Source organism: Arthrobacter sp. TB 23 (genome assembly GCF_000294595.1).
Lineage (GTDB): Bacteria > Actinomycetota > Actinomycetes > Actinomycetales > Micrococcaceae > Arthrobacter_D.
This window is the reverse complement of the sequence record NZ_ALPM01000097.1, coordinates 17,595-31,130: the sequence shown is the minus strand read 5'-3', so window position 1 is coordinate 31,130 and position 13,536 is coordinate 17,595. Positions and strand designations below refer to the sequence as shown.

At 62.3% G+C, this 13,536-nt stretch carries 13 protein-coding genes, 1 tRNA gene and 1 pseudogene; 8 read left to right on the top strand and 7 right to left on the bottom strand.

The features are described from left to right. The first annotated feature begins 21 nt into the window (after nucleotides 1-21). Together B384_RS0113710 and B384_RS0113705 are read left to right on the top strand one after the other, a co-directional pair. Nucleotides 22-97 (top strand) — tRNA-Leu (locus B384_RS0113710). 182 nt (nucleotides 98-279) lie between these two features. Next, entirely contained in the window at nucleotides 280-1,665 is a 1,386-nt protein-coding gene (locus tag B384_RS0113705) for an ABC transporter substrate-binding protein (RefSeq protein WP_019483672.1), read from the top strand. 207 nt (nucleotides 1,666-1,872) lie between these two features. On the opposite strand, the gene B384_RS21155 is transcribed toward B384_RS0113705, so the two are convergent. The 5 genes from B384_RS21155 to B384_RS0113685 all read right to left on the bottom strand — a co-directional run bounded on the left by B384_RS21155 (nucleotide 1,873) and on the right by B384_RS0113685 (nucleotide 6,485). Beyond that, entirely contained in the window at nucleotides 1,873-2,049 is a 177-nt protein-coding gene (locus tag B384_RS21155; RefSeq protein WP_237715317.1) for a hypothetical protein, read from the bottom strand. A 212-nt stretch (nucleotides 2,050-2,261) separates the two neighbouring features. Further along, nucleotides 2,262-3,002 carry an ABC transporter ATP-binding protein gene (locus B384_RS0113700; protein WP_019483671.1) on the bottom strand — a complete coding sequence of 247 codons (741 nt, stop codon included), beginning with the start codon at nucleotides 3,000-3,002 and terminating at the stop codon, nucleotides 2,262-2,264. Further along, the gene (locus B384_RS18975) at nucleotides 2,999-4,027 is read right to left on the bottom strand and encodes an ABC transporter ATP-binding protein (protein WP_202802722.1); all 1,029 of its coding nucleotides are present in this window, start codon (nucleotides 4,025-4,027) and stop codon (nucleotides 2,999-3,001) included. The genes B384_RS0113700 and B384_RS18975 overlap by 4 nt, the downstream gene beginning before the upstream one ends. A 113-nt stretch (nucleotides 4,028-4,140) precedes the next feature. Then, the gene (locus B384_RS0113690; protein WP_019483669.1) at nucleotides 4,141-5,121 is read right to left on the bottom strand and encodes a branched-chain amino acid ABC transporter permease; all 981 of its coding nucleotides are present in this window, start codon (nucleotides 5,119-5,121) and stop codon (nucleotides 4,141-4,143) included. Nucleotides 5,122-5,132: 11 nt separating this feature from the next. Further along, nucleotides 5,133-6,485, bottom strand: coding sequence for an ABC transporter permease subunit (locus tag B384_RS0113685; RefSeq protein WP_019483668.1), 1,353 nt, complete (start codon nucleotides 6,483-6,485; stop codon nucleotides 5,133-5,135). A gap of 279 nt (nucleotides 6,486-6,764) precedes the next feature. Between B384_RS0113685 and B384_RS0113680 the strand changes: the two genes are divergently transcribed. From B384_RS0113680 to B384_RS18970, 4 genes and pseudogenes are all read left to right on the top strand, one after another. Next, complete coding sequence (locus tag B384_RS0113680) at nucleotides 6,765-7,619, top strand: Bax inhibitor-1/YccA family protein (RefSeq protein WP_019483667.1); 855 nt, start codon at nucleotides 6,765-6,767, stop codon at nucleotides 7,617-7,619. Nucleotides 7,620-7,864: 245 nt separating this feature from the next. Then, on the top strand, nucleotides 7,865-9,064 hold the full coding sequence (locus B384_RS0113675; protein ID WP_156809111.1) for an AI-2E family transporter: 1,200 nt from the start codon (nucleotides 7,865-7,867) through the stop codon (nucleotides 9,062-9,064). Continuing rightward, on the top strand, nucleotides 9,061-10,314 hold the full coding sequence (gene ilvA, locus B384_RS0113670; RefSeq protein ID WP_019483665.1) for a threonine ammonia-lyase: 1,254 nt from the start codon (nucleotides 9,061-9,063) through the stop codon (nucleotides 10,312-10,314). Before B384_RS0113675 ends, ilvA begins: the two co-directional genes overlap by 4 nt. Nucleotides 10,315-10,317: 3 nt before the next feature. Next, a pseudogene (locus tag B384_RS18970) lies at nucleotides 10,318-10,848 on the top strand (rhomboid family intramembrane serine protease); the annotation flags it as partial. Between the two features lie 81 nt (nucleotides 10,849-10,929). Here B384_RS18970 and greA read toward each other — a convergent pair. After that, nucleotides 10,930-11,427, bottom strand: a complete 498-nt coding sequence (greA, locus tag B384_RS20250) for a transcription elongation factor GreA (protein WP_035747584.1) — start codon at nucleotides 11,425-11,427, stop codon at nucleotides 10,930-10,932. Nucleotides 11,428-11,681: 254 nt separating this feature from the next. Further along, complete coding sequence (locus B384_RS0113655; protein ID WP_026041192.1) at nucleotides 11,682-12,128, bottom strand: DUF4307 domain-containing protein; 447 nt, start codon at nucleotides 12,126-12,128, stop codon at nucleotides 11,682-11,684. Nucleotides 12,129-12,195: 67 nt separating this feature from the next. Between B384_RS0113655 and mca the strand changes: the two genes are divergently transcribed. Next, nucleotides 12,196-13,125, top strand: a complete 930-nt coding sequence (gene mca, locus B384_RS0113650; protein ID WP_019483661.1) for a mycothiol conjugate amidase Mca — start codon at nucleotides 12,196-12,198, stop codon at nucleotides 13,123-13,125. Nucleotides 13,126-13,201: 76 nt separating this feature from the next. Next, nucleotides 13,202-13,489 (top strand): hypothetical protein, encoded by a 288-nt coding sequence (locus B384_RS0113645; RefSeq protein ID WP_192813096.1) that lies wholly within the window; start codon nucleotides 13,202-13,204, stop codon nucleotides 13,487-13,489. Nucleotides 13,490-13,536 lie beyond the last annotated feature (47 nt).

The window sequence follows — 13,536 nt, the reverse complement described above, 5'->3', positions numbered from 1 at the left end:
GACGACGATTCAGCCCGTCACGCCCCAGTAGCCCAATGGCAGAGGCACCAGACTTAAAATCTGTTCAGTGTCAGTTCGAGTCTGACCTGGGGCACCACGAAGCCGCGTGTACGAACGCGAAACTCCGGGTGGTTGTACCCCTCTGTGGCGAGCGTTACAAGGATGTGACCGTTTTTGCTTATTTTTGACACATTTTTGCATTAGCTTTTCTACATACCAGGAACACCTGGTGATCGCATCAAAGGCACAGAATGCCTTTCGGTCGAGGAGAAAACATACATGACTGCAACACGCAACTCCGTGCGGTTCGGCATTGGAGACAATGCACCTCGCGCGGCAAAGGTCGCTGCCTTGGGGCTGGGCATCGCGCTCTTTGCATCTGCCTGCGGCGGATCCACTCCTGAAGGAGACGGCGGCGAAACCTCAGCCGCCCCTGCCGCTGCAACCGGGCTCAGCTGCCCGGAGAGTCAGGGTGGCGAAGCGCCCGAGGCCAACCCGAAGGGGGACCCGTCCGCTGTTCCCGAGGCGACTACCACCTCCGACACACCACTGGTCCTGGGAACGCTCCTTCCAACCACAGGTGCTCTAGCGTTCCTCGGTCCGCCCGAAATTGCTGGCACCAACCTCGCCGTTCAGGAGATCAACGAGGCTGGCGGTGTGCTCGGCCAGGACGTCGAGATCATCCACCGCGACTCGGGTGACACGACCACCGACATTGCCACCCAGTCTGTGACGGATCTGCTGTCTCAGGACGTCAGCGCCATCATCGGCGCCGCATCCTCAGGTGTTTCACGAACCGTGATCAACCAGATCACCGGAGCTGGCGTGATCCAGATTTCGCCTGCGAACACTGCTCCCGACTTCACCGACTGGGATGACAACGGACTGTACTGGCGCACCGCACCTTCAGATGTGCTGCAGGGCCGCGTGCTCGGCAACTACATCATGGAATGTGGCGCCCAGACGGTCGGCATGGTCACCTTGAACGATGCCTACGGCACCGGGCTTCAGGGCTTCATCAGCGAGGCAGTTGAAGGGGCTGGTGGCCAGGTGGTCGCCAACGAGATGTTCAACGAGGGTGACTCACAGTTCAGCAGCCAGGTTGATGCAGTGGTAGCTACCGAGCCGGACGCCATCGTAGTCATCAGCTTCGACCAGGCAACCAGCATTGTGCCGCTCTTGACGGCTCAGGGCATTGATCCAAGCACCCTGTTCCTGGTGGACGGCAACACGGCCGACTACAGTGCGGATCTGGATCCAGGAACCATGGAAGGTGCTCAGGGAACCATTCCTGGCCCCTTCACCGGTGATGCCTTCCAGGAGGCCTTGCTGGAAATCGATCCCGCCCTCACCAGCTGGAGCTATGCAGGTGAAAGCTACGACGCTGCGAATGTTGTCGCGTTGGCAGCTGAAGCAGCAGGTTCAACCGATGGTGCAGCAATTGCAGCCGAACTTCAGGGTGTCACCGGCGAAGGCGAGAAGTGCTACGACTTCGCGGCTTGCGTGACCCTCCTGCGCGACGGCGAAGACATCGACTATGACGGTATCTCCGGCCCGATCACCTTTGACGAAAACGGTGACCCAACCGAAGCCTTCATCGGGATCTACGCATTCGACGGCGACAACGTCCCGCAGCCGAGCCGTTCCGAAACCGGGCAGCTCTAAGCGGTCTAGTCTGTTCATCTGATTCACTCGCACCACCAACGGTCGTTGCGACTCCCAGAACCTGGGAGTTGCAACGGCCGTTTTGGTGAGCAACCCGGACAGCGGGGCATGTTTTCTCGCTGCCCACCGGACCGCCGTCAGCGGTCAGCAGTCAGCCTGCGGCCTGCGGCCGACCGTGCGGCGACCGCCTGAACGACCGCCAGTGCTCTACAGGGAGGCGGCCAGTGCCCTACAGGGAGGCGTAGAGCTTCCCGGTGGAGGTTCGCCAGCCTCGACCGTCAAGAGGGCCGAGTTACCCATCTTCGGGTCTGTGATCGCCCGGGTTTTCCAGGCGAATGGCTCCACATAGGGCATGGCCCGCATGCCGGCGACGGTGCCCCGCATGAAGTCCTCGGTCTGCGCACTCGTGCAGGGCCCTCACCTTGCCGAGACAGCTGTCCACGTTCGCCCAGCCGTGACAATGCACGGTCATGAAATCCACCCGGAGCCCCTTGGCCTTGGCTATGGCCCAGAACTCCTTCAACAGGCGAGGACGCGCCCAACGCAAAACGCCCGGCTGGATTCCCAGCCGGGCGTTTATGGTCCTGAGGAGCCTGCTAGGCCGTGTCGGCGAGGGTGCCCAGGTACAACTGGATCACCTTCGGATCCTTCATCAGCTCGCGGCCCGTACCCGTGTACGCGTCCTTCCCCTGATCGAGCACGTACGCCCGGTCACAGATCTGGAGGCACCGGCGGGCGTTCTGCTCGACCATGATCACCGAAACTCCCGCCCGGTTGATCTCATGTACCCGTAGGAACGTCTCATCCTGTTTCACTGGTGAGAGACCGGCTGAGGGCTCATCGAGTAGGAGTACTGCCGGGTCCATCATGAGCGCCCGTCCCATCGCCACCATCTGGCGTTCGCCGCCCGAGAGCGACCCGGCCCGCTGTGCCCGACGCTTCCCCAGTTCGGGGAACAAGTCAGCGACGAAGTCGAACCGCTTCTTGAAGTCCTTCGGCCGCTGGTACATACCCATTTCGAGGTTTTCCTCGATGGTCAGCGAGGCGAACACGTTGTTGTTCTGTGGGACGAACCCGACCCCCTGGCTAACCAGCTTGTTGGCCTTGAGCCCGGTGATGTCTTTGTCCCTGACCACCACAGTGCCGGAATGTACCTTCACCAGCCCAAACATGGCCTTGAGTAGCGTGGACTTGCCAGCGCCGTTGGGGCCGATGATGCCGATCAGCTCACCCGACCGTGCCTCAATACTGCAGCCGTTGAGGATGTTGACGCCCGGCAGGTAGCCAGCCACCAGGTTGGTGACCTTGACCACCGATGTGCTGTTGTCCTCGCTCATGGTCGGGTCTCCTTGCTGTCCGGTGCGGTATCCGCCGTTGTGGCGGGACCAGTCTGGCCTGTGGGAGTGGTTTCGACTGGCGTGCCGTCCAGTTGGGTGCCTCCGGGGTGGGCCAGGATGCCGGCGTCGGCGGTGCCGACGACGGACTCCTCGTCCTGGGCGAGCTCAACTTCAAGCATCTCGACGCCCTTCGAGTCGCCGAGGTCGACGTCGTGATGCGCGCCAAGGTAGGCATCGATCACGGCCTTATCCTTCATCACTATCTCGGGTGGCCCTTCGGCGACGATCCTGCCCTCGGCCATCACCACCACCCAATCCGCGATGTGACGGACCATGTGCATGTCGTGCTCGACGAACAGCACCGTCATTCCCTCGGCCTTGAGGTTCTTGATGTGGTCCAGCAGGGACTGAGTGAGTGCTGGGTTAACTCCAGCCATCGGCTCATCGAGCATGACGAGAACCGGTTTGACCATCAGGGCCCGCGCCATTTCGAGCAGCTTACGCTGGCCTCCCGACAGTGACGCCGCGTAGTCGTCCTTCTTCGCATCCAGTTTGAACTTGGCGAGGAGCACGTCTGCCTGCTCGGTGATTTCCTTCTCCCGCTTACCCCATAGCCCCTTGAACAGGGCCCGGGCGAGGCTCTCACCGGGTTGTGCAGTGGCGCCCAGACGCATGTTCTCCATGACGGTCAGCTTGCCCATCACCTTGGTGAGCTGGAAGGTACGCACCATCCCCATCCGGGCCACCTTGTAGGACGGCACCCCGGCGATGTCACGGTCGTCGAAACGCCACTGCCCGCTGTTAGGGGTATCAAACCCAGTCAACAGGTTGAAGAGTGTGGTCTTGCCAGCACCATTGGGCCCGATCAGCGCAGTGATTTTGTTGCGGGGGACCTCGAGATAATCGACGTCGACGGCGTTCATCCCACCGAATTGGCGGGTCACCTTCTCCGCGACCAGGATGGGGTCCCGTTTTTTGCAGCCTGGACCGGTCTGCCCGGTGGTGATGTCGCGGGAATCGGTCATGTAGTCCACCGGGGTTGAGCCGGCAGGCGCTGACTCCACGGCTCCGGGGGTGGCCGCACTGTGTTTGGGTGGACGCCCGTCCCCGGTGGTCGGCTGCGTCTCTAGTGGTTCGGTCATGCGAACGCCAGCTCCTTCTTGTTACCCAGGACGCCCTGGGGTCTGAACACCATTAGCAGCATCAACGCGACGCCAACGAGGATGTAGCGCAATTGACCTGCCTGCACGTTGGACAGGAAGGTGATGGCACCGATTTCAATTGCACCGTAGAGCAGCCCCTGGGTCAGGGACAGCACCACCCAGAAGATCATGGCCCCGATCACCGGTCCAAGAACGGTGGCCATGCCACCGAGCAGGAGACAGGTGTACAGGAAGAACGTTAGCTCCGTGGCATAGTTGGCAGGCTGTACCGCGCCGCGGGGGAGGGTGAAGATCATGCCCGCCAGGGAACCGAGGAGGCCACCGATAACCAGCGCCTGCATCTTGTACGCGTACACGTTCTTGCCCAGGGCACGAACAGCGTTCTCGTCCTCCCTGATCCCCTTGAGCACACGGCCCCAGGGGCTGCGCATGAGCAACCAGACGGTCAGGCAGGCGAGGGCCACAATGGTCCAGCCCACGATTCTGATCCACAGGTCCCGCTCATTCATTGCGATGGGACCCACATTGTAGGATCCCGGGGCCAACGGATTTAGCGCGAAAAAGCCATTCTCGAAGTTGGCGAGACCGTTGGCTGAGCCCGTCACCTCGGTCAGCCCGTTGGTGGTCACGATGTACCTGACGATTTCCGCTGCGGCGATAGTGACGATCGCGAGATAGTCGGCTCGTAGGCGCAGGGTCGGAATGCCCAGGATGAGAGCGAAAAGCACGGAGGCCGTCAACGCCACCAGGACGGCGACTGGCAGGGGAGCGTCGAAAGTCAGGGTTGAAATTGCGTAGCCGTAGGCACCCACGGCCATGAAACCGGCCTGGCCGAAGTTCAGCAGTCCTGAATAGCCAAAGTGCACGGCGAGACCGAGGGCGGCCAGAGCATAAGCGGCGGTGGTGGGGCTGATCATTTCGCCGAAGGCGAGTGCAAGAATATTTCCGAAATCCATGATGTGAGCCCCTAACCGACGCGCTCTTTGCGGCCGAGGATACCCTGCGGCCGGAACAGAAGAACCAGAATCATGATCAGAAGCGCTCCCACATACTTAAGGTCGGCTTCCAGCCAGATGGTCGAGATTTCCACGAACAGTCCTACGATGATCGACCCGATGAGGGCACCGAACACGGTGCCCAGTCCACCGAGGACGACGCCAGCGAAGATGAGCAGCAGGATCTGCTGACCCATGTTGAAGGACACGCCCGGACGGTAGTACGCCCAGAGGATTCCGCCGAGGGCTGCCAGCGCCCCGCCGACCATCCAGACAATCCGGATGACCCGGTCCACATCGATACCTGAAGCGGCAGCGAGGGCTGGGTTGTCCGACACCGCGCGGGTGGCTTTGCCGAGGCGGGTGCGCAGGAGGAGGAACCCAACCAACAGGATGATCACCAGGGAAATCAGCAACGAATTGAGGTTGTTCTGTGAAATGGAGACCGGTCCGAAGTCCAGCCGAGCGCTCTGGGCGCCAGGCAACTGCTGCGTGGCACCACCGAAATTGAACTGAATGATGTACCGGAGCGCCAGGGCGAGCCCAATGCTGACGATCATCATGGGAACCAGCCCGGTTCCGCGACGGCGCAGGGGCTTCCACAAACCAGCATCCTGGACCCACCCGAGGAGAGCACCAGCGACCACCGCCAACGGTATTGCCACGAAGATGGGCAACCCCAATGCGGCGAATCCGAAGGCAACTACCGCGCCAAAGGTAACCATCTCGCCGTGGGCGAAGTTGGTGAGCCCGGTTGTACCGAAAATCAACGACAGCCCGACGGCGCTCAGCGCGAGCAGCAGGCCGAAGCTGAGGCCGGCGAGGGAGCGTTCCGCGAGGGTGTCCCAGAAGCTGGTGGTGGTTGTGACGATCCCCTCGCCGAACAGAAACAGCGTGGTGACGTTGGATGTGCCAGCAAAGGTGACTGTGCGCGGATTGGCCTGGCCTTCAGCCAGGGCCGCACCCTCGGGGAGGGTGTCAACTTCGAGGGTTACCTCGTAGGCACCCTGCTCGGGTACCCCGACGGACCAGGACCCGTTGGCTGCCGAAGTAGTCTCACCATCGAACCCGTTGCCCGATACCGAGATGGTGACGTCCGCGAGAGGGCCGTCGGCGTTCCGGAGAACACCACTGATCCGGTCAGTGAACTCCTGGGCAACGATCTGCCCGGGGAGATGCGATGCGGCCAGTGTGCTGGGAGCTGTCGCGGGGGCCCCTGGGTGGTAGCCCTGGGCTGCGGGGGCGCTGAGCATGAGGACGGCGATGAGGCCGGTCGCGAAAACCAGCAGCCTCCTGATCCACGCAGGCGTCGGTCGGGTTATCAAGTTATGAACCTCACTATGGGGTGCCCCACCGGCGATCCGGTGGAGTAAGGACGGCTTGTGGCATACGTCTGGTGCCACATGTCTTGTGACACATGTCACCGAGTGTGAGTTCATGTTACCCGTGCCATGTTTCGACGGATACCCAAACGGCTACCGGCGGGTAGCGATTGGGTAACGACTGCTGGCGTCGCGGGCGCCGCAGGGAACAAAATGTCGGAAAAAGCGTTGACATTGATAAGGTTAAAATCACATTCATCCCCCATTGGAGGACAAGTTCACATGGCACTTGGCGGTAACCCGGTATTCAACGGAAAGAACTTCCGTACCGCTGCACGCGGCAACACTCCGGCAGGGCAAGGCGCAACTGCGCTCGCCGGCCAGAGCGCAATGAGCACCACCCAGATGGAAGACCTGTACAACCAGCCATCAGCGGGGCCCTCGCAGACCGGACGGATGACCTTCGACGACGTGATCGTCAAGACAGTCCTCTCGATCGGCGTTGTACTGGTCGGTGCTGCTGTGCCTGCCTTCCTGCTCCCAGGGCTCGTGATGCCGCTGATGATCGTCGGTATGGTCGGCGGGCTGGTACTTGGACTGGTCAACGCTTTCAAACGGGAACCCGTCCCAGCGCTGATCCTGGCCTACGCATTCCTGCAGGGTCTGTTCGTTGGCGGGCTGACTATGGTGTTGGAGGCTCAGTTCCCCAACATCGCGCTGCAGGCCCTCGTGGGGACGCTCACCGTCTTCGCCATCACTTTGGCCCTGTTCAAGAGCGGCAAGGTGCGCGCGTCGCCTAAGGGAATGAAGATCTTCATGATCGCCATCCTCGGCTACGCAGCGTTCAGCCTGATCAACCTCGGTCTGATGCTCTTTGGTGTTAGCGAAGACCCTTGGGGTATGCGCGGTGCTTCTATCCCCGGAACTGACATTCCCTTCGGACTAGTGATCGGAATCTTCGCGATCGGGCTCGCCGCCTTTTCCCTCGTTATCGACTTCACGTCGATTAGCGACGGAGTGCGAAACGGTGCACCCCAGAAATACTCGTGGACCGCGGCCTTCGGCCTGACCGTCACGCTGATCTGGCTCTACGTGGAGTTCATTCGCCTCATCGCGATTATGCGCGGCAGCGAGTAACTCGACGGAATTTCGTAACCCTTCGACTTGTGCCCGCAGCGATTGTTGCGGGCACAAGTGTTTAACAGCCCCCTGGACAGTCCGCCCAGTGCCGTTCGATTGGCAGTGGGCTGACCTTTAGTCACACGGGTCCAGCAGGCTGGACCCAGTGCTGAACGATCAGTGACGTGTGGAAAGATTGCACCATGATTCGCCCCCCTCAGCGGCAGACCCCGTCGGGTATTCAGGGCGCCCGCGAACAGGTCATGGGGCGGGCCCTCGTCAGGGATGTACCGTACGCGCTGAGCCTCTCGGCTGCGTGGGCATGGCGGGTCGGCTTGATCATCGTCGTGGCCGGGATGCTGATCTGGCTCCTCGGACACATCTCGCTACTCATTATCCCGCTCCTGCTCGCAGGGTTATTGGCCAGCCTCCTGTTACCCGTGATGGGTTTGCTGCGGAAGGCACGGGTCCCGAACGGTCTCGCCGTCGCCCTCACCGTCGTAGGGTTCCTGGGAGTGGTGGGCTCGATGGCAACGCTGGCGGGCCGGCAACTGGCTCTCGGATTTACCGATCTCTGGGATGAGGTGGTGGAGGGGATCCGGCAGGTCCAGACCTGGCTCCACGATGGGCCGCTGGGTCTCACCGACTTCCAAATAGACCAGTTCATCAGTGAGGGTGCCAGCGCCGTCCAGAACAACAGCGGATCGATCGTGACAGGCGTGATCTCTCTTGGGAGTAGCGCCGGCAGCTTCGCGGCCGGGGCGCTGCTGGCGGTCTTCGCCCTGATCTTCTTCCTCCTGGAGGGGGAGCGGATCTGGCGCTTCGTGGTTGGGCTGATGCCGCGTGACGCCCGAACAGCTGTCGACGGCGCCGGACGCCGTGGCTGGTCCTCAATGGCCAACTACGTGCGGGTGCAGATGCTCGTAGCGTTCGTTGATGCTGTGGGTATCGGAGTCGGTGCCGCCCTGATCGGGGTGCCGCTGGCGCTGCCGCTCAGTGTCCTGGTCTTCCTGGGATCCTTCATCCCCATCGTGGGAGCACTGTTCACCGGTTTGGTAGCGGTCCTGCTTGCACTGGTAGCCAACGGCTGGGTCAACGCGTTGATCATGCTCGCCATTGTGCTGGTCGTGCAGCAACTGGAAGGTCACGTCCTGCAACCGCTGATCATGGGACCCGCAGTGTCCCTCCACCCCCTGGCGGTGGTCCTCGCCGTCGCTGGCGGAACACTGATCGCTGGAATCCCCGGAGCGCTCTTTTCGGTGCCCCTCCTCGCGGTGGTGAACACAGTGGTGCGATATATTGCCGCGCGCTCCTGGGAGACAGACCCGGTTGTCGGCGGGATCCCGCCACCACCCGACGGCCTTCCGGAGCCTCCGGAGGACCCTCCCCTCAGCGACGACGACACCAACAACCACCCGACCCACACCACCACCCCAGATGACACACGAAAGGCCAACCAGTGACTGATCTTTTGGATCTCGCCGTGACGCTGGATGACGTCCAAGCCGCGCAGAAACTCCTTGACGGAGTCATCGCCCGCACCCCGATTGAGGAGTCCAGGGCGCTGGGGCGCCTGATTGGCGCCAATGTGTCGCTGAAGTGCGAGAATCTGCAGCGGGCGGGATCCTTCAAGATCCGCGGCGCTTACGTGCGGATGGCACGGCTCTCCGACGCCGAGAAGGCCAGGGGAGTGGTGGCCGCGTCGGCAGGCAACCACGCCCAGGGGGTGGCGGTTGCTGCCGCCCGGCTCGGCATCAAGGCGCGCATCTACATGCCATTGGGTGTCGCGCTCCCCAAGCTCGCTGCCACCCGCGGCCACGGCGCCGAAGTGGTCCTTCACGGGCACAACGTCGATGAAGCGCTCGCGGAAGCCAAACGGTACGCCGAGGAGACCGACACCGTATTCGTCCACCCCTTCGACAACGTCGATGTGGTCGCCGGTCAGGGGACCATCGGGCTGGAAATCCTCGAACAAGTGCCCGACGTCGACACCATCCTGATGGGGGTGGGCGGCGGTGGTCTGCTGGCTGGGGTCGCCGTCGCTGTCAAGGCCAGGGCGAGGGAGCTGGGCCGGGAGATCCGGATCATCGGGGTGCAGGCCGAAAACGCTGCGGCCTACCCGCCGTCGTTGGCGGCTGATGCGCTGGTACCGCTAACCAAGGTATCGACCATCGCCGATGGCATTGCCGTGGGCCGCCCCGGTCAGCTGCCTTTCTCGATCATCAAGGAACTGGTCGACGACGTCGTCACGGTCACCGAGGATTCACTGGCACGGGCGCTGATCTTCTTGCTCGAACGGTCAAAGATGGTGGTGGAGCCCGCGGGCGCGGTGGGGGTGGCGGCCCTGCTCGACGGCAAGCTCACCGAGAACGGCGCTTCCCCGGGAAATACGGCGGTCATCCTGTCGGGCGGGAACATCGACCCGATGCTGATGCTCAAGGTCATTCAGCGAGGACTCGCCGCCGCGGGCAGGTACCTGGTGGTGCGGATGCTCCTCGATGACCGGCCAGGCTCACTGGCCACGATTTCCCGGATCATCGCCGAATCCGACGCCAACGTGACCGGTGTCGATCACACCCGGGTGGGCGGATCCATCAGCATGGGAGATGTTGCGATCACCATCAATATGGAGACCAAGGGTGATGAACACTGCGATCTCATCCTCGGTAACCTGCGGGCCGAAGGATTCCAGCCCATGGTTATCGAAGGCTGAGCAATGCTCGCCGAACGCGCCCGCAAAGGACTACTCACGGTCGGTGTGTTCGCGGCGCTGCTCTGGGCCATCCACCTGGTCAATGTGCTCACGGGCACCCGACTGGTTGGCTGGCTGGGGATTGACCCGCGGGAGGTGTCGGGCCTCGACGGCGTCCTGTTCGCGCCGCTGCTGCACGCCGGGGTGGGACACCTCCTGAGCAACACGCTGCCGCTGCTGGTGCTCGGTTTCCTCACATTCCTTGAGGGAACACGTCGGTTCGCCATTGCCGTGGCGGCTAGCTGGTTGGGATCCGGGATCGGGGTGTGGATTTTCGGCGGCGGACTTACCATCGGCGCCTCCGGCGTGGTTTTCGGCCTGTTTGCCTACCTGATGGTCAGGGGCTTCTATAACCGCAGCCTGCGACAGATCCTGCTCGCGCTCGTGGTCTTCCTGATGTATGGCTCGATCCTGTGGGGAATCCTGCCCAGCGCGGGCTCCAACATCTCCTGGCAGGCTCACCTGTTCGGGGCGCTCGGCGGGGTGCTTGCTGCCGTGATACTGAAACGGCNCCCGCCCCTGGTGGGACGGACCGCCGTCGGCAGTCAAAAGCCCGTTAAGGGCGTCAGAAAGGTCTTACCCTACGTACGGCTTGGCCGACAGGACCTCAACCTCAATCTCCTTGCCATTCGGCGCCGTGTAGGTGACTTTGTCACCGGCCTTCTTACCCTGGATGGCAGCTCCCAGCGGAGACTTCTCGCTGTAGACGTCAATGTCGGTGTCACCGGCAACTTCGCGGCTGCCGAGCAGGAACGTGGCGTCGTCGCCGGCGATCCTGGCGTGAACCAGCATGCCGGGTTCCACAATTCCGTTGTCTTCCGGGGCTTCGCCAACGTGGGCGTTCTCCAGCAGCGCAGTGAGCTGACGGATCCGGGCCTCTGACTTGCCCTGTTCTTCCTTGGCGGCGTGGTAGCCACCGTTCTCCTTGAGGTCACCCTCGGACCGTGCCTGTTCAATCCGGGCAACAACTTCGGTCCGGCCGGGACCGGACAAATGCTCCAGCTCGGCCTTGAGGCGGTCATAGGACTCCTGGGTAAGCCATGCGACAGGTGCACTGTTGGTGGACACGGGCATCTCCTTAGCTATGTCCGAAACCCGTTGATCGAGCGGTTTCGGCATGGTGACAGCCTGCACAACGAGATGTAAGCAGGCTTAGCAACAAATAAAGGCTCCACCCTTGGTGACCACATACACAGTTGATCACCGGTTGGGGAGAGCCGAACGTATTGTCCCCAGTGTAGACGCCCTGCCTCGGTAATCCCAAGGTAGGGCACGGGGGTAAAGGCCGAAATGTAGTGAAATCGAGACGTTCGGAATCTCCGGCAGGCCTATGCGGAACCGTTTTCCTCGATGACCCAGCAAGCGTTGACCCCGCCTGAGACACCCACGGATTCGGTGCGGATCTGGGCACGATGCGCTGTGGTGCGACCGCCGTCGGTCCCTTCATCGGCGCTATTGGGACCGATCTCCACGATTTCCCAGCCCACCACCGCGTAGGTTTCGTTCAAGACCTGCACGGCGCACTGCACCGTTGCGTCGGGGGCTTTGGTGACATCGAAGTCAACGTTGGCGTTCCCGGCGTCCTGAATGTTGAACCCGACGTCCTTGCTGGTTACCTCCGGGACGGAAGTCTGTACGGTGAACACACCGATGGTGACCACTGCTACGGCGAGGGCGCCCCAGATGATCCGCTTCTTCGTCCGCCCTGGTAATCCCGGCTTGGGGGTGCCGTAGCGATTGGCTACTCTTGATACTGGCGGTTGGTTGGTGTTCATCGGAAACCATTTTATCCCCGCCGGAATCTATTGCCTAAAGCGATAGCCGAACCCACAGGAGCAGTAGTTGCCCAGCCCGGAAAACCGTCCATCATTCAGCGCGTCGGCTCCTGGCGAGGGATTCCGGCTACTGGCAGTCCACGCCCATCCGGACGATGAGTCAAGCAAAGGCGCAGCCACCATGGCCCGGTACGCCGCCGCCGGCGTCGACGTGCTGGTTGCCACCTGCACCGGAGGGGAACGCGGGGACATCCTCAACGAGAAAGTCGCTGGCGATCCCCAAGCGCTGCGGGACCTGGCTGGCCTGCGGCGGGTGGAGATGGCCGACGCGGCGCGAGCGCTGGGAATCCGCCAGCGCTGGCTGGGCTTCACGGACTCCGGTCTGCCCGAGGGCGACCCCTTGCCTCCGTTGCCGTTCGGGTGCTTCGCAGTGCAGCCACTGGAGCGTGCGGCGGCACCACTGGTCAAACTGATCCGTGATTTCCGCCCCCACGTCATCCTGAGCTACGACGAGAATGGTGGGTACCCACACCCGGACCACATCATGGCCCACAAGGTGGCCGTCGAGGCTTATCATGCAGCCGCCGACGCCGATCGGTATCCCGGCACGGGGGCCGCCTGGGCGCCGTCGAAACTGTATTACGACCGCGCGTTCAATCCTGAACGATTCCATGCACTGCACAACGCCCTCGAAGCTGCCGGCCTGCAGTCACCCTATGCCGCCCGGATCGCGGCGTGGCTTGAAGCCGACTCGGAAGGCCATCAGGCCCCGGCACCCACGCACAAGACCACTACCCAGATCGAGTGTGGAGATTTTTTTGAGCACCGTGATCGGGCGTTGCTCTCGCACCGGACACAGGTTGATCCGGATGGGTTCTTCTTCGCCGTGTCAGCAGACCTGCAGCGCGAAGTCTGGCCGTGGGAAGACTACTCATTGATCCACTCCCGGGTGGAAGCCAAACTGCCCGAAGCTGACTTCTTCGCTGGCGTAGAATAAGGATGTGGGCCTTGCGGCCCACCGTTCCTTTCGAAAGTGGTGCATTGTGAATTACCTGCTTAACCTGGTGTCAACCGTGAGCCCTGTCCCCGATCAGGAGGATGGGCTCAGGCCGGGGCTGGATCCCAGCCAGGTGACGCCCGGTCTGCTGGGCTTCGTTTTCACCCTGTTGATGGTGATAGCTGTCATCTTCCTCATCCGCGACATGTCCAAACGGATCCGGAGGGTTCGGTACCAGGGGATGATGGACGAAGCCGCCGGTTCAGGCAGCCCCGAAACCGGTCCCAACGACGACCGTGTCCCCGGGGAACGTCGCGCCAATGACTCCGACTCGCGACCAGAGACGACGCCGGGAAACCGCTAGACCCTGCCGGCCTGGGTACTTGGGAGCCGACCCGCCGTCGTCCGGCC

Excerpts from the sequence above, each read along its gene's own strand:
- B384_RS0113705 (WP_019483672.1), top strand. The coding sequence starts at position 280 with ATGACTGCAACACGCAACTCCGTGCGGTTCGGCATTGGAGACAATGCA.
- B384_RS21155 (WP_237715317.1), bottom strand. The coding sequence starts at position 2,049 with ATGCGGGGCACCGTCGCCGGCATGCGGGCCATGCCCTATGTGGAGCCA.
- B384_RS0113700 (WP_019483671.1), bottom strand. The coding sequence starts at position 3,002 with ATGAGCGAGGACAACAGCACATCGGTGGTCAAGGTCACCAACCTGGTG.
- B384_RS18975 (WP_202802722.1), bottom strand. The coding sequence starts at position 4,027 with ATGACCGATTCCCGCGACATCACCACCGGGCAGACCGGTCCAGGCTGC.
- B384_RS0113690 (WP_019483669.1), bottom strand. The coding sequence starts at position 5,121 with ATGGATTTCGGAAATATTCTTGCACTCGCCTTCGGCGAAATGATCAGC.
- B384_RS0113680 (WP_019483667.1), top strand. The coding sequence starts at position 6,765 with ATGGCACTTGGCGGTAACCCGGTATTCAACGGAAAGAACTTCCGTACC.
- B384_RS0113675 (WP_156809111.1), top strand. The coding sequence starts at position 7,865 with ATGGGGCGGGCCCTCGTCAGGGATGTACCGTACGCGCTGAGCCTCTCG.
- greA (WP_035747584.1), bottom strand. The coding sequence starts at position 11,427 with ATGCCCGTGTCCACCAACAGTGCACCTGTCGCATGGCTTACCCAGGAG.
- B384_RS0113655 (WP_026041192.1), bottom strand. The coding sequence starts at position 12,128 with ATGAACACCAACCAACCGCCAGTATCAAGAGTAGCCAATCGCTACGGC.